16 protein-coding genes are annotated in these 15,744 nt (G+C 67.5%); 11 read left to right on the top strand and 5 right to left on the bottom strand.

What is annotated here, in order from left to right; all coding sequences use genetic code 11:
• Nucleotides 1-323 precede the first annotated feature (323 nt).
• Nucleotides 324-1,967, top strand: a complete 1,644-nt coding sequence (locus VE25_RS12315) for an MBL fold metallo-hydrolase RNA specificity domain-containing protein (protein WP_046108933.1) — start codon at nt 324-326, stop codon at nt 1,965-1,967.
• Between the two features lie 242 nt (nt 1,968-2,209).
• On the opposite strand, the gene VE25_RS12320 is transcribed toward VE25_RS12315, so the two are convergent.
• The gene (locus tag VE25_RS12320) at nt 2,210-3,370 is read right to left on the bottom strand and encodes an MFS transporter (RefSeq protein WP_046108934.1); all 1,161 of its coding nucleotides are present in this window, start codon (nt 3,368-3,370) and stop codon (nt 2,210-2,212) included.
• A gap of 137 nt (nt 3,371-3,507) precedes the next feature.
• Here VE25_RS12320 and VE25_RS12325 point away from each other — a divergent pair, with 137 nt between their 5' ends.
• Complete coding sequence (locus VE25_RS12325; RefSeq protein ID WP_046108935.1) at nt 3,508-4,431, top strand: SDR family NAD(P)-dependent oxidoreductase; 924 nt, start codon at nt 3,508-3,510, stop codon at nt 4,429-4,431.
• A gap of 103 nt (nt 4,432-4,534) precedes the next feature.
• Here the strand turns inward: VE25_RS12325 and VE25_RS12330 are convergent, their stop codons facing one another.
• Nucleotides 4,535-6,988 (bottom strand): transglycosylase domain-containing protein, encoded by a 2,454-nt coding sequence (locus VE25_RS12330; protein ID WP_052731931.1) that lies wholly within the window; start codon nt 6,986-6,988, stop codon nt 4,535-4,537.
• A 317-nt stretch (nt 6,989-7,305) separates the two neighbouring features.
• Between VE25_RS12330 and VE25_RS12335 the strand changes: the two genes are divergently transcribed.
• The 3 genes from VE25_RS12335 to VE25_RS12345 are packed head-to-tail and all read left to right on the top strand — an operon-like array spanning nt 7,306 to nt 8,407.
• Nucleotides 7,306-7,725 carry a YciI family protein gene (locus VE25_RS12335; protein ID WP_046108936.1) on the top strand — a complete coding sequence of 140 codons (420 nt, stop codon included), beginning with the start codon at nt 7,306-7,308 and terminating at the stop codon, nt 7,723-7,725.
• Between the two features lie 58 nt (nt 7,726-7,783).
• The gene (locus VE25_RS12340) at nt 7,784-8,023 is read left to right on the top strand and encodes a type II toxin-antitoxin system Phd/YefM family antitoxin (protein ID WP_046108937.1); all 240 of its coding nucleotides are present in this window, start codon (nt 7,784-7,786) and stop codon (nt 8,021-8,023) included.
• A gap of 6 nt (nt 8,024-8,029) precedes the next feature.
• Complete coding sequence (locus VE25_RS12345) at nt 8,030-8,407, top strand: type II toxin-antitoxin system death-on-curing family toxin (protein WP_046108938.1); 378 nt, start codon at nt 8,030-8,032, stop codon at nt 8,405-8,407.
• A gap of 17 nt (nt 8,408-8,424) precedes the next feature.
• Here VE25_RS12345 and VE25_RS12350 read toward each other — a convergent pair whose 3' ends face one another.
• Nucleotides 8,425-9,468 carry a MerR family transcriptional regulator gene (locus tag VE25_RS12350; RefSeq protein ID WP_046108939.1) on the bottom strand — a complete coding sequence of 348 codons (1,044 nt, stop codon included), beginning with the start codon at nt 9,466-9,468 and terminating at the stop codon, nt 8,425-8,427.
• A gap of 138 nt (nt 9,469-9,606) precedes the next feature.
• Here VE25_RS12350 and VE25_RS12355 point away from each other — a divergent pair, with 138 nt between their 5' ends.
• The 4 genes from VE25_RS12355 (at nt 9,607) to VE25_RS12370 (ending at nt 11,959) form a co-directional block, all read left to right on the top strand.
• Nucleotides 9,607-9,954: an ArsR/SmtB family transcription factor gene (locus tag VE25_RS12355; protein ID WP_046108940.1), complete on the top strand. Its 348-nt coding sequence runs from the start codon at nt 9,607-9,609 to the stop codon at nt 9,952-9,954.
• Complete coding sequence (locus VE25_RS12360) at nt 9,938-10,408, top strand: SRPBCC family protein (RefSeq protein ID WP_046108941.1); 471 nt, start codon at nt 9,938-9,940, stop codon at nt 10,406-10,408. Before VE25_RS12355 ends, VE25_RS12360 begins: the two co-directional genes overlap by 17 nt.
• Nucleotides 10,409-10,411: 3 nt before the next feature.
• On the top strand, nt 10,412-10,831 hold the full coding sequence (locus VE25_RS12365) for a GFA family protein (protein WP_046108942.1): 420 nt from the start codon (nt 10,412-10,414) through the stop codon (nt 10,829-10,831).
• A gap of 90 nt (nt 10,832-10,921) precedes the next feature.
• A complete protein-coding gene (locus tag VE25_RS12370; RefSeq protein ID WP_052731932.1) occupies nt 10,922-11,959 on the top strand; it encodes a DUF2793 domain-containing protein in 1,038 nt (345 codons plus the stop codon).
• A 316-nt stretch (nt 11,960-12,275) separates the two neighbouring features.
• Here VE25_RS12370 and VE25_RS12375 read toward each other — a convergent pair whose 3' ends face one another.
• Nucleotides 12,276-12,863 (bottom strand): TetR/AcrR family transcriptional regulator, encoded by a 588-nt coding sequence (locus VE25_RS12375; RefSeq protein ID WP_046108943.1) that lies wholly within the window; start codon nt 12,861-12,863, stop codon nt 12,276-12,278.
• A 59-nt stretch (nt 12,864-12,922) separates the two neighbouring features.
• Between VE25_RS12375 and VE25_RS12380 the strand changes: the two genes are divergently transcribed.
• Together VE25_RS12380 and VE25_RS12385 are read left to right on the top strand one after the other, a co-directional pair.
• On the top strand, nt 12,923-13,348 hold the full coding sequence (locus tag VE25_RS12380) for a VOC family protein (RefSeq protein ID WP_046108944.1): 426 nt from the start codon (nt 12,923-12,925) through the stop codon (nt 13,346-13,348).
• Between the two features lie 115 nt (nt 13,349-13,463).
• Nucleotides 13,464-14,564 carry a Gfo/Idh/MocA family protein gene (locus tag VE25_RS12385; protein WP_046108945.1) on the top strand — a complete coding sequence of 367 codons (1,101 nt, stop codon included), beginning with the start codon at nt 13,464-13,466 and terminating at the stop codon, nt 14,562-14,564.
• On the opposite strand, the gene VE25_RS12390 is transcribed toward VE25_RS12385, so the two are convergent.
• On the bottom strand, nt 14,559-15,743 hold the full coding sequence (locus VE25_RS12390) for a glycosyltransferase family protein (protein WP_046108946.1): 1,185 nt from the start codon (nt 15,741-15,743) through the stop codon (nt 14,559-14,561). The two genes, VE25_RS12385 and VE25_RS12390, sit on opposite strands and share 6 nt — an antisense overlap.
• Between the last annotated feature and the right edge of the window lies 1 nt (nt 15,744).

Genomic DNA, 15,744 nt, shown 5'->3' on the forward strand with positions numbered 1-15,744 from the left:
GTTGGGGCAGCCGGGTCGCCGGCGGGCAGGGTGTCTGTTACGGACCGGCGGATCATCAGCGTCCGCATGCTTCGTGTACGGCTCACAAATCCCGGCGTGTGGGGCGGCTGACGCTTCCCATCTAAAATTATCAAGGAGGCGAAAGCCGCCCCGCATTCGTGTGTCCGAAAGGACGAAAACCGCAGGATCGAGCGTCCGGGCGGCGTATCGGCATGCCCTTGGTATCCTTACAGGCGATCCGCCAAGCCGGGTTGCCTTCAATATCCTGACACGACTAGGCTTTATCCGCCTTGCTTCGATCCGCGTTCAACAGGAGCTCCCCGATGACAGTCACCCTCCACTTCCACGGCGCGGCGGGCACCGTCACCGGCTCATGCTACCGCGTCGTGCATCCGGGGGGACAATTCCTCGTCGATTGCGGGCTCTTCCAGGGCAACAGGACCGTGCGCGACCTCAATCTGAAGCCGACGCCCTTCGACCCGAAGGCCATCGATTTCCTGTTGCTGACCCATGCCCATATCGACCACGCCGGGCTCCTGCCCAAGCTCTACCGCGAGGGCTGGCGCGGCCCCATGTGGATGACCGAGCCGACGGCGGGGCTCCTCGAATACCTGCTGCCCGACAGCGCCGGCATCCAGGAGAGCGAGGCCGAGCAGGAGACCAAGAAGCGCGCGAGGAAGGGCGAGGCGCCGGCGCAGCCGCTCTATGCGATGGAAGACGCCGAGGAGGCCTTGAAGCACTGCAAGGTCGTTGCGTACGGCGAGTGGATCGAGCCGGGCCCCGGCGTTCGCGCCCGCTACTGGAACGCCGGCCACATCATCGGCTCGGCTTCGATCGAGGTCGAAGTGGCCGACGGCGAGGGCAAGACCATCCGGCTGATGTTCTCGGGCGACATCGGCCCGGACGAGAAGGTTTTCTACAACGAACCGGAGGGACCAGCGGGCTTCGACTACATCCTCTGCGAATCCACCTATGGCGGGCGCGAGCGCGACGACTATTCGCTCGATGAACGCCGGCAGGCTTTGAAGAGCGAGATCGTCACGGCCCTTGGGCGCGGCGGCAACCTCGTCATCCCGGCCTTCGCCGTCGAGCGCAGCCAGGAGCTGCTGCACGACATCGGCACGCTGATCAAGGCCGGCGAGATCGATCCCCGCCGCGTCTTCCTCGATTCTCCGCTCGCAAGCAAAGTCACCGGCGTCTACCGCGAGCACGCGGCCATGTTCGAGGACATGGAACTGACCGCCGGCGAGCTCTTCAACGACCCGCGCTTCCGCATCGTCGAGTCGGTCGAGGAGAGCAAGGCGATCAACTCCATCCGCGGCGGCGCCATCATCATCTCGGCCTCGGGCATGGCCGATGCCGGGCGCATCAAGCATCACCTGAGGAACAACCTCATCCGCGCCAACGCCACGGTGCTCTTCGTCGGCTACCAGGCGCCGGGAACGCTCGGGCAGATCCTGCTTTCGGGCGCCAGGGACGTGCGCATCCACGGCCACGAGGTGCCGGTACGCGCCGCCATCCGCTCCATGGGCAACTATTCGGCCCATGCCGACCATTCCGAATTGATGGCCTGGATCAAGGCGCGCCTGCCCGCGCACGGGGCGATCTTCCTCACCCACGGCGAGGACGCCGAGCGCGCGGCGCTCCGCCAGGCGCTGCTGGCCGAGGGTCTTGCGGGCGACCAGGTGGTGCTGCCCATGCTCGACGACCGGTTCGAACTTCGGGCGGAAGGCATCGCGGCCGTCGCCCGGCCCGAGCGCCCGCGCGTCGACGTCAACCAGCTCGAATCCGACTGGCACAACGCCTTCGCCGATTTCACCCTGAGGCTGAGCCACCGCCTGCAAGCGGCGCCCGACACCGAAAAGCTCGCCATTATGCGCGAACTGCAGGAGACGCTCGCCGGGCTCGATGCGGCCCCGGTCGCGACGGCAAATGCCGGCGGCGAGGCGGAGGCGTATGGGGAGTAGGAGCGTCTGTGGCGGTATCCCGTCGCCCCACCGCCTGTCATCCCGGCGAAAGCCGGGACCCAGTACACACTGGCCAGGGCGGTTTTGCACGTCACCATCCCACCTGTCGGGTCCGCAGATCTTGCGAACGGAACTCCCGCTTTCGGGGGCAAAACCAAGCGGCGTCGTTTACTGGATACCGGCTTTCGCCGGGATGACAGCCGGTGGGTGGGTAAAATGGTGCCACCTCCCTCCCCTTGAGGTCAGCGAGGTCCCTCATTCCCCTCCTTCCTCGCCCGCAGCACCCAGGCCAGCGCGAACGACAGCACCGTCGCCGGGATCAGCACGGCGAAGGTGGCGCGTATGCCCCAATGCGTGGCGACGGAGCCGAGGATGGCGGGCGCGGCGAGGACGGCAATGGAGCCGACCATGGTGACGGCGGCGACGTTCTCGGACGACGGCCGGTCCGGCAGGCGCGCGGCGGACGAGAGGGTCAGGGGATAGATCGCCGAGGTGCCGAGCCCGGTGAGCGCGAAGCCGGAAAGGGCGAGGAGCGGCGTCGGTGCCAGCGCGACGAGCGTGAGGCCGAGCGCGGCGATCGCCATCAGGGCGCGGGCGACCATGGGCGGGCCGAAGCGCTCGGTGAAGCGGTCGGCGACGAGCCGCCCGCCGGCCATGAAGGCGATGAAGACCGTCAGCGAGAGCGAATCCAGCCAGTCCGGCGAGACGAAGCTGTCGCGCATGTAGATGATCGACCAGCTGCGCGCCGCTCCCTCGAGGAGAAAGGCGGAAATGCCGAAGCCGACGAGGAGGAACGTCATCGCCGTCGGCAGTGCCACGGAACCCCGCCTGGCCACGCCCGCCTGCGGGCGCGGCGGTGCCGGCTTCAACGGCAGGACAAGGGCGAGCGCCGCGGCGGCGGCGAGCGGAGCCATGACGAGGAGATGGACGCTTGCCGGCACCCCTGCTCCGCGCAGCGCCGCTCCAACCAGGCTGGTGACGAGCAGCCCGGCGCTGCCGATGCCATGGCAGCGGTTCATGAAGCGCCGCCCGTCCAGGGCCTCCTGCTGGTCGACTTCGATGTTCATGGCAAGGTTGGTGAGCGCGAAGGCGCTGCCGTAGACGGCGAGTACCACGAAGAGCGCGGCCGGACCCGGCGCCACGGCGGCGAGCGCCGTGCATACGGCCAACACCGGCAGGCCGGTGACGAGAATGCGGCGGGTGCCCTGCTGCTCGAGCACGGCGCTGGCGATGAAGATGGTGACGAGGTTGCCGACGGGCTGACCGAGCAGCGCCAGCCCCAGCACCTCCTCGTTGATGGCAAGCGCCGCCTGGATATCGGGAATGCGCGTGATCAGCGCCCCGGCGATGATCGCCTGAGCAAAGAAGACGAGCGCGATGCGCGTCTGCGGGGAAAAGGACATGAAGCGGCCTCGCCGCTGCGGGCGACGGGCGAGCTTAGGCGCGGGTCGGAACCGTGGCAATCGCGAGCGTGACCCTTGCCGACGCGCAACATCGTCGCGACATCAGCCCCTGGGGTTCGACGATAGGGAGAGGATCGATGCGCACCATGGTGATGACGGGAGGCAGCTCGGGCTTCGGCCGGCTGGCGCTGTCGCAGCTCGCGCGAAACGGGTCGCGGATCCTCGTCGGGGCCCGAGGTACGGGTCCGGAGGGCGCGACGACCCTGCCGCTCGATCTTTCGCACCTTGCAAGCGTGCGCGCGTTCGCGGACCGGGTGGGCAACGAGATCGGCGGTGCGCCGATCGACGCCCTGATCCTCAATGCCGGGCTCCACGGCACTGACCTCGAGGCGCGCAGTCCCGACGGCTTCGAGATGACCTTCGCCACCAACCACCTCGGCCACTATCTCTTGCTGCGCCTGCTGCTTCCTCGGCTCGCCGGGGAAGCCGCGGTGGTCATCACCACCAGCGGCACGCACGACCCGGCCGAAAAGACGGCGTTTCCGGTGCCGCGCCATGCCGATGCCGCGCTCCTTGCCCATCCGGAACGGGATCCCGGCTTCGACCGATCGTCGCCGTTGAAGGCAAGCCGCGCCCTCTATGCTGCTTCCAAGCTGGCGAACGTGCTGACGGCGCGCCGGTTGGCGCGGCTTGCGGCCGAGGAGGGGCGCGGATGGAAGGTGTTCGCCTTCTGCCCGGGAGAAGTGCCGGGCACGCGCCTCACGCGCGACTATCCGATGGTGCCGCGCCTGGCCTGGAGGTTCGCCGGAGCTTTGGCGGGCACCGGCCCGTCCGTCGCGCGCCTGATGGGCGTGACGAGACCGCAAGAGGCCGCCGCAGCGCTGGTCGGTTTGGTGGACGGCGATATCCGCCCGCCCGAAGGACAGGTCTATGCCGCGGTGCGCAAAGGCGCGATCACCTGGCCGCCGCTCTCGGAACTCGCCCGCCGCGACGATGTCGCCGATGCGCTCTGGCGCGACAGCGAGGCCCTGGTCGGCCTCTCCGCCGCGGCGAGCCGTTAGAGCGTTTTCGGAAAACGCCACTTTTCCGGTTCGAAAACGCGACAAAACGAACCTGGAGCTTCCCGTTCTGATTCAATCGGAGCGGTTATCGGCTCCAGTCTGCTCAGTTCCCGAAGATCAGGTCCATCAGCGTGCGCTGCGAGCCGTCGCTCTGCTGGGGCGTCGGCTGGGTGGCGTTCGGGTCCCATTCGAGCGGCGTGAACTGCTGGTTGGGGTCGATCTGCTGTCCGGTGACGGGATCGACCTGCGGCGTGCCGGGCTGGGCCTGCTGGATGGGATAGCCGGTGACGGGGTCGATCTCCTGGCCGAAGGGCTGCTGGGCCTGCATGACTTGGCCGGTCGAGGGATCGACCTGCGCGGTCTGCGGGATCATCTGGCCGGTGGCCGGGTCGACCTGCATGGGCACGGGCTGGCCGGTCGCCGAATCGATGAACTGTACCATGGGCTGGCCGGTCATCGGGTCGATCACCGGCTGGCCGGTGTTGGGATCGACGATCTGCTGGGCGACGAGCGTGGAACTCATCGAATCGTAGCCGGGCAGGTCCGCCACCTGCAGGCCCTCATGCGCCTTGGTCATGTATTCCGACCAGATGGCGACCGGCACGTTGCCGCCCGAAAGGCTCGTGGCCTTGTCGTCGTCGTTGCCGAGCCACACGCCCGTGACCATGCGCGCCGTGTAGCCGACGAAGAGCGCGTCGCGCGATTCCTGGCTGGTGCCGGTCTTGCCTGCGAACGGCCATCCGCCAAGGTTGGCGCCGCGCCCGGTGCCGACTTCGACGGCGGTGCGCAGCATGTCGTTCATCTCGGCGACGACCTCGGGGGCGAGCACGCGCCCGGGACCCGCGTCCGAGGCCTCGTAGAGCACCTGTCCGTCCTTGGTCTCGATGCGGGTGATGACGTTGGGGATGACCCCGACGCCGCCGTTGGCGAAGGGCGCATAGGCGGCGGTCAGCTCGAGCAGCGACACCTCGGCGGTGCCGAGCGCGATCGAGGGCACCGCGGGCATCTGCGAGGAGATGCCGAGGCGGGTCGCCACGTCGATCACCGCCTGCGGCGTCACGTCGATGGCCAGCCGCCCGGCGATGGTGTTGAGCGAATAGGCAAGGCCCTGGCGCAGCGTCACGAGGCCGACATATTTGTTGGTCGAGTTGCGCGGGCTCCAGCCGTTGTAGTCGAAGCGCTCGTCCTCGGCCACGGTCTCGGGCGTGTAGCCCTTCTCCATGGCGGCCGTGTAGACGAACGGCTTGAAGGCCGAGCCCGGCTGGCGGCGGGCGGTGACGGCCCGGTTGTACTGGCTCTGCGTGTAGTCGACGCCGCCGACCATGGCCATGATGGTGCCGTGGGTGTCCATCGACACCAGCGCGCCCTGGGTGAAGCCGCGATTGGGGCCCTCCTTGGCCACGTACTCCTTGACGATGAACTCGGCCTGCTTCTGCAGGTCCCAGTCGATGGTGGTATGCACCACCACGTCCTCGGTGATCTCGCCGAGATAGGCGTTCATCAGGCTCTCGACCCAGTCGGCCACGTAGTACTCGGCGCCCGCCACCCGCGTGGGGATCGCCCGGTCCGGATCGGTGGCGGCCGCGTCCGCCTCCTCGCGCGTGATGTAGCCCTCCTCGACCATGGAGCGCAGCACCAGGCGCTGCCGCTCGATGGCGCGCGCTGGGTTGTTCTTGGGGTTGTAGGCCGAGGGCGCCGGCAGGATGCCGGCGAGCATGGCCGCCTGGCCGAGCGAGAGATTGCGCGCCGAGACGCCGAAATAGGTCTGCGCGGCCGCCTCGATGCCCGTCGCCCCGGCGCCGAAATAGACCCGGTTCATATAGAGCTCGAGGATCTCCTGCTTGGTGAAGTTCTGCTCGAGCCACACGGCGAGCACCGCTTCCTGCACCTTTCGTCCGAGCGTCTGGTCGGGCGACAGGAAGAGGTTCTTGGCCACCTGCTGGGTGATGGTCGAGGCGCCGCGGGTGATGCCGCGCGCCTGCACGCTCTCGATCAGCACGGCCGCCAGCCCGATGGGGTCGACGCCGAAATGGCTCATGAACCGCCGGTCCTCGGCGGCGATGAAGGCCGTGGGCACGAACCAGGGCAATTCGCTGTAGCCGATGGCCTCGCCGCCTGTCTGGCCGCGGTTGGAGATCAGCCGGCCGTCGGCGGCGAGCACGCGGATGTTGGGCGGCCGGTCCGGCACCGCCCAGGTGTCGGACGAGGGCAGCTGCATGCCGTAATAGACGACGACGCCCATGGCCGCGATTCCGCCCCAGAGGCCGATGATGAAGCCCCAGTAGAGGAGGCCCATCAGGAAGCCGCCGCTGCGCCGCTTCTTCTTGGGCTTTGCCGCCTTCTGCGCTTTCGCGGGCTTGGCGCGGCCGCGCTTGACCGGCGCCGGTTTTTCCGGCCGGCCGGGCGCGCCGCCCGAGCGCTCGTCGTCGACGAAGACGCCGACGCCCGCGCCCAGCGTTGGTTCCACCCGCTCGCCCTTGCGCCCAGGCGCGGCCTTGCCGGCGCGCTGGTTCTGCTGTCCGCCCACGCGGTCGTCAGGGGAGATGCGGAAATCCATGTGGAAAGCCCTGGTCGGTTGCGTTCACCCGTCCATAGCCCAAGGGGCACCGGAGAGGAAACACCTCGATTGGTAACGTAAAGGTAAACTTTTGCCTCGGCGCGAGCGCCTCGCAGCCCATCAGCTCGCCTCAAGCGGCCTCGCCTCGATGCGCATGATCTGCTTGTCGGGGCAAATTGTGGCCGGTTTATGTGGGGTTTTCGCGGGATTTGCGCGATGTTGCGGAGGAGCGACAGCAAAACAGGCAAGGGTGCGCCCTTGCCTGGATGCCCGGCCGGGAGGTAGACCGGGTGATCAATCAAACGGGAGGAAGCGCGATGCGCGTCGTGGTTTTCGTCAAGGCGACCGCTGACAGCGAGGCCGGCGTCATGCCGTCGAGCGAGATGCTCGAGGCCATGGGCCGCTACAACGAGGAGCTGGTCGCGGCCGGCATCATGAAGGGCGGGGACGGCCTGAAGCCCTCTTCGGAGGCCAAGCGCGTCCACTTCAGCGGCCCGCGCCGCACGGTGATGGACGGTCCCTTCACCGAGACCAAGGAACTCGTCGCCGGCTTCTGGATCTGGGAGGTCAAGGACATGGACGAAGCCGTGGAATGGGTCAAACGCTGCCCCAACCCGATGCTGGCCGAAAGCGACATCGACATCCGTCCCGTCTTCGGGATGGACGATTTCGGCGAGGCGATGACCCCGGAAATCCGCGCGATCCACGACGGGGTGCGGGAGAAGACGGAGGAGTAGGACGCTCTTGAATTGCTCTCCAAATCTGGCTATTTTAGCCAAATTGGAGTTTTTGCCGATGTCCACGATCACCGCCACCGACGCCAAGAACAAGTTCGGCCAGGTCCTCGAGGAGGCCCAGCGCGAGCCCGTGCGCATCCAGAAGAACGGACGGGACGTCGCGGTCCTGCTGTCGGCGGCCGAGTACGAACGCCTGCAGCGAGCCGGTGCCCAGCCGAGGATCAATCCGCGCATAGACGCCCTGCACCAGCGCAGCGTCGCCAAATGGGACAAGGTCTATAAGGCCCTGGCAAAGTAGGCCGGCTTGGAACCGACCTATCTTACCCTTGAGGATGTGCTGGAGCTGCACCGGCGGCAGATTGCGCTTTATGGCGGCGCATCTGGCGTTCGCGATCTCGGATTGATCGAATCTGCCCTGCTGCGTCCGCAGACCGGTTACTACGCCGATCTCATCGAAGAGGCTGCGGCCCTATGGGAAAGCCTGGCGATGAACCACGGCTTCGTCGACGGCAACAAGCGGGTCGCCTTCGAAAGCGTGGACGTCTTTCTCGGACTCAATGGCTTTGAAATCGTCGCTGATCCCGATGACGTCATCGCCTTCATCTACCATCATCTCGAAGCCGGCACCTTCAACAAGGACGTGCTGGACGCCTGGCTACGGGGTGTCGTGACGGCCGGCTGAGCCGGCCGCCTTCTTCGTCAGGCTCCGGCCGCTTGCGGCGATGCGGCGGTGATGACGCCGACGGTGCGGGCGCGTACTTCCGGGGTGGCAAGGCACGTGGCGACGGCCTCGAAGCCCGGGGCGCCGGGATAGGGCGCGACGCGGGTCGGCGGGCTGTGGTTGGCCGGGCAGAGAATGATCGCTTCGTTCCGCGTGACGGCGGCAAGGTCGAGGATCGACGAGGAGCGCGTCATCAGGAAGAGGGGCCGCGCGCCGCCGCCGCGATGGCGCAGGCGCGCGATCAGCGCCTCCTGCGCCGCCCGGTCGAGGCCCTGCTCGACCATGTCAACGACGAGGGCGTTGGTGCCGCCATCATCCAGCTTGGCAAGGAGAGCAACGAGCGCCGGCGAGACGGTAGCGCCGTCCTCGACCAGCCAGGCAAGGCTCTCGTCGACGCGCGACTTCAAGGCGGTATCGGCGTCGAGCCGGATATAAGCCCCGGCGCTTTCGTTCTCGAGCCGATCGAGGCCGACAAAGGCAGCCTTGGGGAGGTTCTGCGCGATAGCCTTGGCGAGGCGGGTCTTGCCGCTGCCGAGAGGACCGATGATGTAAGTGAGCGGCGGCAGGCCAGAAAGCTCGAACCGTTCCCCGCCCCAGGGCCAGGGAAGCTCGAAGGAGAGATCGATCCCACCCACCGGGCGGACCAGCGGGACGAGCTCGCCCGCAATGGTCGGCCCGCCCTCGGCAAGCTGCGCGCGCACGGACCGCACCTTCTCGGCGGTCTCTACTAACCGGCGCACCTCGGCTTCGAGCATGGATTGATGCGCCGCCAATGCCGGCTCGAGACTTCTGCCGTCACCTGCGATGACGCTTGCGATCTGCGAGAGGCTGAGGCCGAGCGCGCGCAATGCAGCGATCTCGGCGGCGCGGGCCATTTCGGCAGGTCCATAGGTGCGCCAGCCGGCGGCCGTGCGAACCGGCGCGACGAGGCCACGTTCTTCGTAGAGACGTAATGCCTTAGGCGAGACGCCGAGGCGCCGCGCCGCTTCGGCGGGGTTGAGGAATTGGGCTGAGGAACTCACGAATCACCTCGTTTGTTGTGTGACCGCTGCCCTTATCGAGGCAGCCCCAAGGGCCGGAGCAAGTCTAATCTCGCGGTTGACACGGGTCGGCATTCGCTCTACTTAACAAATATGTTAATTAACGATCATGTTAATCACATGCAGCCCGACCCCCTGACCCAGACGTTTTCGGCCCTTGCCGACCCCACCCGCCGCGCGATCCTGGCGCGGTTGGCAGAGGGTGAGGCGACGGTCAACGAGCTGGCCGAGCCTTTCGACATCAGCCTGCCGGCCATCTCGCGGCACCTCAAGGTCCTGGAGGCGGCCGGGCTCGTCTCGCGCACGCGCACGGCCCAGTGGCGGCCCTGCCGCATCGAGGCGGCGCCGTTGAAGGACGTCTCGACCTGGGTCGAGCGCTACCGGCGCCTGTGGGACGAGAGCTTCACCAGGATGGACGCTTACCTCACGCAACTGCAGAAAGGAGACCCCGATGCTCGCAAGAACTGAGAAGATGGCTGACGACGAGCTCGTCATCGAGCGCGTCTTCGATGCGCCCGTCGCCCTCGTCTGGCGCATCTGGAGCGATCCCGAGCACTTGAAGCGCTGGTTCGGACCGGCCGATTTCACCTGCCCCGTGTTCGAGCTCGATTTCCGCGAGGGCGGAACGTACCGCGCCATGATCCACGCCGACAAATACGGCGATTCCTGGTTCGGCGGCACGTTCGCGCAGATCCGGCCCAACGAGAAGATCGTGATGAGCTTTGCCTGGGAGGAAGGCTCTGGCGAAACGCACGACACCACCATCACCGTCACCTTCGCCGAGAAGGACGGCAGGACGGTGCAGCGCTTCCGCCAGGCCCCCTTCCCCGATGTCGAGAGCCGCGACAGCCACTATGACGGCTGGAGCGAATGCCTCGACAAGGGCCTCGCCTATGGCGAGCGGCTGGCCGGGGAGGCTTGAGGCATGAAGACGACCTATCACGACTCCTGCCATTGCGGGGCGGTGCGCTATGCGGCCGCCCTCGACCTTTCCGAAGGCGTGCGGCGGTGCAATTGCAGCTATTGCGCCAAGACCCGCTACGCCAAGGCGTTCACCGGCGACGACGAGCTGACGATCCTCGCCGGAAAGGAGATGCTCGCCGATTATCGGGGCCCGGATTCGGTCTGGCCTGAAGACCACATTCATCACCGCTTTTGCACGCGCTGCGGCGTGCAGGTCTTCTCGCGCGGCTATCTGGAGAATTTCGGCGGCTGGTTCTACGCGGTCAACACCGCGACCCTCGACGATGCGAGCGACGAGGAACTGGCGGCCGCCCCGATCATCTACGAGAACGGGCGCGAGGACAGGCAGGAGGAAGCGCCGGCGGTCACCTCATATCTCTAGGCGCCCCGCCCTGTCGAAACGCGAACTTATCCCCGCGCTTGCGGGCGTCCTTAGACTGGCCGGCAAAGACCCTTTGAAAGGATCCTGTCCATGGACCAGACCGCCCGCCTCAATCTTCCCTTCATCCTCTCGGCCCAGGCCCAGAAGCACGTGACCCACAACGAGGCGCTGCTGGCGCTCGACGCGCTGGTGCAGCCGGTGGTCGCGAGCCGCAGCGTCGCGTCGCCACCGGCGAGCCCGCTTCTTGGCGAGGCCTATATCGTGGCCGACGGCGCCGGCGGCGCCTGGGCCGGGCACGACCGCGAGATCGCGGTCTGGCGGTCCGGCGCCTGGGTGTTCCACGATCCGGCGGGCGGCTGGCAGGCCTATGTGGAGGACGCGCGCGAGCTCGTCGTCTTCCAGGCCGGCGCCTGGGTGGCGCTTGCCGGGAACGGCGCCGGCGGCGTGCCGCGCCTCGGCGTCAACGCGTCGGCCGACGCCACCAACCGCCTTGCCGTTTCCTCGCCGGCCACGCTTCTCAACCATGCCGGCGCCGGCCATCAGCTCAAGCTCAACAAAGCGGCGGCCGGCGACACGGCGAGCCTCCTCTTCCAGAGCAACTGGAGCGGGCACGCCGAAATGGGTCTTGCCGGCGACAACCACTGGCGTCTCAAGGTCAGCCCCGACGGCGGCGCGTGGATCGAGGCGCTCTCCGTCAACAACGCCACCGGCGCCATCGCCGTCGCCGGCACGCTGCGTCCGGCGGCGGACAATGCGGCGACCCTCGGGGCGAGCGGCGCGCGCTGGAGCGCGGTGTGGGCGGCGACCGGCACCATCCAGACCTCCGACGTACGGCAGAAGGCCGACATCGCGCCCAGCGACATGGGGCTCGGGTTCGTCATGGCGCTGGAGCCCGTGCGCTACCGCTGGAAGGACGGCGCGCGTCCGCACTACGGGCTTCTCGCCCAGCAGGTGAAGACTGCGCTCGACCGATTGGGCGTCACCGATTTCGCCGGCTACGTGAAGGCCGACCCGCAAGATCCCGAGAGCGAGGAGGGCCTGCGCTATGGCGAGTTCATCGCGCCGCTGATCGCGGCCGTGCAGGAACTCGCCGGGCGGGTGGAAGCGCTGGAGCGCGGCAGGGGTTGAGAGCGCGAGCGGGTGGCCAAGGCCCATATCCACCATTCCACAACCGGGTCATCCCCGCGAAAGCGGGGACCTCTGTTCTTCCTTGCCAATCCTTAACGGAGGTTCCCGCTTTCGCGGGAATGACCCTGTGGGAGGACAGGGTCATCGCCTGTGGCACGAGTTCCCTTCTCCCCTTGAGGGAGAAGGTGCCCGAAGGGCGGATGAGGGGTCTGCGATGCCGCCGCAGGCTCTTGTGTTGCGGCGGCATCGCAGATCCCCTCACCCTGATTTTCCGCTGAACGCGCAAATCTGCCCTCTCCCGCAAGGGGAGAGGGCCTCACGTCTTCAACCCCCGGACCAGCGCGCGCATCGCTTTGCGATAATCGGGCATCGTCGCTTCGTCGGCCATGGCCGCGCGGTCGAACATCGCGCCGACGAGGCGCGCCAGGGGTTCGAGCGGCAGGTCGCGGATGGCCTTGGCGTCCATGGCCGCGCCGAGCCCCTCGATGAGCGTGCGCAGGCTATGGCGCGCATCGATCGCGTCGAGCTCGTCGCGGCCGAGCACCGCCGGGGCGTCGACGAGCAGGATGCGGCGCCGGCCGGGATCCTGCATGGCGGTGAGGAAGGCGTCTCCCCCCTGCAGCAGCGCCTTGACCGGCCCCGGCTCCTCGTCGGTCCCGGCGGCCGCCTCGATGCTCATGGCAAGGATCAGATGCTCCTCCTCGACGACCGTGCGGAAGAGGGCGGTCTTGTCGGCGAAGTGATGGTAGAGCGCCCCGCGCGTCACGCCTGCCGCCGCCGCGACCTCGGGCGTGCTGGTCGCGGCAAATCCCTTCTCGGCAAAAAGCCGGCGCGCAGCGCTGACGAGCCTGGCTTTCGTGGCTTCCCGCCGCGTCGACTGGCTCCTGCGATTCGCTTCTTGCATACATGCAGCCTGTATGTTAGAGAAGATACATGCAGACTGTATGTCAACGGAGCGAGGAAATGAAGGCCCAATCGCAGATCACCGCGCATTATCCCGTGCTTCTGGTGGAAAACGTCGGCGAAACCGCCGCGTTCTATGAGACGCATTTCGGCTTCACCCGCCAGTTCGATGCCGATTGGTACGTGCACATGGCGCGCGAGGATGACGGCAAGACCCACCAGATGGCGATCATGCGCTTCGACCACGACACCATCCCTGAGCCCGGCCGCAGGCCGACGCAGGGGCTGATCGTCAACGTGGAAGTCTCGGACGTCGATGCCGTGCACGCACGGATGCAGGCGGCGGGCGTCACCATGCTGCAGCCGCTGCGCAGCGAGAAGTTCGGCCAGCGCCACTTCATCGCCGCCGATCCCAACGACGTCCTCGTCGACGTCATCACGCCCATCCCGTTCGATCCGGAATGGCTGGCCGGGCAGGGCATGTGAACGGCTTCTGGTGCTGGCGCGGAATGCCCTCCTCCTCTATGCTGACGTACGTACGTCATGGCGGCGAGTCGGCCGCCCGGCGACGAGAGACAGCCTCGGGAGGAGGGCACCACAAATGACGGACGGCAGGCGGCTTGGCATCGGCATCATCGGCACGGGCAACATCTCATCGGCCTATCTCAAGGCCATGCTCGGGCGCGACGGTTTACCGGGCTTTCCGGTGCTCGACCTCAAGGGCCTTGCCGACATGCGTCCCGAGGTCGCGGCAGCCCGCGCGACCGAGTTCGGCCTCGAGGCCATGAGCATCGAGGCGATGCTCGCCGATCCCGAGATCGCGCTCATCGTCAATCTCACCATCCCGCGCGCCCACGTCGAGGTGGGGTTGCGCGCACTCGAGGCCGGCAAGCACGTCTATTCTGAAAAGCCGCTCGGCGTCGCCTTCGCCGAGGGCCAGCGCCTGGTCGAAGCGGCCAAGGCCAGGGGGCTGCGCGTCGGCTCGGCGCCCGACACCTTCCTCGGCGGCGCCCATCAGCAGGCGCGCGCGGTCGTCGACAGCGGCGCCATCGGCCGGCCGGTCGGCGGCACCGCGTTCATGATGATCCCCGGCCATGAGAGCTGGCACCCGGACCCGGCTTTCTACTACGATATCGGCGGCGGCCCGATGCTCGACATGGGCCCCTACTACATCACCGATCTCGTCAACCTCCTGGGGCCTGTGGAGCGGGTCGTCGCCATCAGCTCGACGGCGCGGACCGAGCGCACCATCACCAGCGAGCCGAAGCGCGGCCAGACCGTGCCGGTAAAGATCGCCACGCACATCACCGGCTCGCTCGGCTTCGTCAACGGCGCGGTGGTGCAGATCGCCATGAGCTTCGACGTGGCCGGCCATAAGCACGTGCCGCTCGAGATCTACGGAACCGAGGCGAGCCTGATCGTCCCCGATCCCAACAATTTCGGCGGCGGGCTGGAGATCAAGAAGCCTGGGCGCAACGAGCCCTGGGTCGAGGTGCCGGTGGAAAAGCCCTATGCCGACGGCAACTACCGCTCGCTCGGCGTCGCCGACATGGCGCAGGGAATCCTCGACGATCGCCCGCACCGGGCAAACGGCGACCTGGCGCTCCACGTCCTCGAAGTCATGGAAGCCTTCGAGACCGCCTCGCGCGAAGGCCGCGCCGTCGACATCACCACCCGCCCCGAGCGCCCCGGGGCGCTATGAGGCCGGTCGTCCGCGCGCGGCGAGCTCCGGAAACGCCCGGTCGAGCGCGCGCGAGAGCAGCGTGTCCTCGATCAGCCCCGGCGGCCGCTCGGGCGTGACCGGGCGGGCGCGGGCCCAACTGGTCGAGATCGCCCGGAAATGGGCGATATAGGCCGTCGTCGGCTTGTGGCGGGTGAACCACGGGCGGTTGGCGAAGAGATGGGTGTGCGGGTGGATCGAGAGGTTCCGTAGCCACTTGCGGTCCGGGTCCACCGCCCATTTCTGCGTGGTGCGGCCGCGCGTGATATCGGTACCGGGCTTGATGAGGCGGAAATCCGCGTGCCGGTAGCCGTCCGCGTGCACCTCGCCCGGCACCGGCTCGATCCAGCGGCCGCGGAAATAGACGGTCCCCGAGCGCGAGGCGCGGGCGGTTTCGAAGACGGTCTCGCCGCCTGTCGGCACCGCCAGCTCGTCGATGTCGCAATTGAGGATGCCGTTGGCGAGGGGCCCGTAGCGGCGGAACATGTTGAGCATCATCGAGGGCTGCAGGAAATGCGCCCAGAACGGTGTCTTGCGCATCGCCTCGTCCCGGTCGGTATAGCGATGCGGGACGGGGATGACGCTGATCTTCCTCAGACCCTCGATGGCGGCGAGCCGCGCGGCGATGTCATCGAGCCCGTAGCGGTCGGAAGCGTTGTCGAAGAGGAGGACCGCCGTCACGCCCTGGTTGACCACGTGGAAGCGGGCCCAGTCGGCGATCCAGTCGAGATCGTTGTTCCTGGAGAGCGTGAAGAGCAGGTTCTCGCCGGCGAAATGTCGCGCATAGCTCTCGCCGACCGGCAGGGTCAGCACGTGACCGGCGAAGGTCACTTCGAGATGCGTGGTGTCGGGCGGGGCCTTCAGCCCATAGAGCTCGACGCGTGTCGAGTGGTGCGGCTTCGGCTTCAGCACCGCGCCGCTCGGGCGGGCGACATAGCGCGCCTGCCGGTAGTGCGGCTTGAGATCGATGGCCAGCGGTCCGTGGACGATGATCTGTCTCCCCGTCACGTCCCAGAAGGCGTCGTAGAAGAGGATGCGGTCCTCGTAGCTCGCAACGAACTTCGGGTCGCGCGGAAGTTCGGGGCGCAGCAGGCCGCGCCGCAGCCCGCCCGGCAGCAGATAGCCGGGCAGGGTCGGCAGGTCGAGGATTTCGGCGGCCATG

This window comes from Devosia geojensis, from assembly GCF_000969415.1.
Classification (GTDB): domain Bacteria; phylum Pseudomonadota; class Alphaproteobacteria; order Rhizobiales; family Devosiaceae; genus Devosia; species Devosia geojensis.

Excerpts from the sequence above, each read along its gene's own strand:
- VE25_RS12385 (WP_046108945.1), top strand. The coding sequence starts at position 13,464 with ATGACGGACGGCAGGCGGCTTGGCATCGGCATCATCGGCACGGGCAAC.
- VE25_RS12340 (WP_046108937.1), top strand. The coding sequence starts at position 7,784 with ATGTCCACGATCACCGCCACCGACGCCAAGAACAAGTTCGGCCAGGTC.
- VE25_RS12315 (WP_046108933.1), top strand. The coding sequence starts at position 324 with ATGACAGTCACCCTCCACTTCCACGGCGCGGCGGGCACCGTCACCGGC.
- VE25_RS12355 (WP_046108940.1), top strand. The coding sequence starts at position 9,607 with ATGCAGCCCGACCCCCTGACCCAGACGTTTTCGGCCCTTGCCGACCCC.
- VE25_RS12380 (WP_046108944.1), top strand. The coding sequence starts at position 12,923 with ATGAAGGCCCAATCGCAGATCACCGCGCATTATCCCGTGCTTCTGGTG.
- VE25_RS12320 (WP_046108934.1), bottom strand. The coding sequence starts at position 3,370 with ATGTCCTTTTCCCCGCAGACGCGCATCGCGCTCGTCTTCTTTGCTCAG.
- VE25_RS12370 (WP_052731932.1), top strand. The coding sequence starts at position 10,922 with ATGGACCAGACCGCCCGCCTCAATCTTCCCTTCATCCTCTCGGCCCAG.
- VE25_RS12390 (WP_046108946.1), bottom strand. The coding sequence starts at position 15,743 with ATGGCCGCCGAAATCCTCGACCTGCCGACCCTGCCCGGCTATCTGCTG.
- VE25_RS12335 (WP_046108936.1), top strand. The coding sequence starts at position 7,306 with ATGCGCGTCGTGGTTTTCGTCAAGGCGACCGCTGACAGCGAGGCCGGC.
- VE25_RS12325 (WP_046108935.1), top strand. The coding sequence starts at position 3,508 with ATGCGCACCATGGTGATGACGGGAGGCAGCTCGGGCTTCGGCCGGCTG.
- VE25_RS12365 (WP_046108942.1), top strand. The coding sequence starts at position 10,412 with ATGAAGACGACCTATCACGACTCCTGCCATTGCGGGGCGGTGCGCTAT.
- VE25_RS12360 (WP_046108941.1), top strand. The coding sequence starts at position 9,938 with ATGCTCGCAAGAACTGAGAAGATGGCTGACGACGAGCTCGTCATCGAG.
- VE25_RS12330 (WP_052731931.1), bottom strand. The coding sequence starts at position 6,988 with ATGGATTTCCGCATCTCCCCTGACGACCGCGTGGGCGGACAGCAGAAC.
- VE25_RS12375 (WP_046108943.1), bottom strand. The coding sequence starts at position 12,863 with ATGCAAGAAGCGAATCGCAGGAGCCAGTCGACGCGGCGGGAAGCCACG.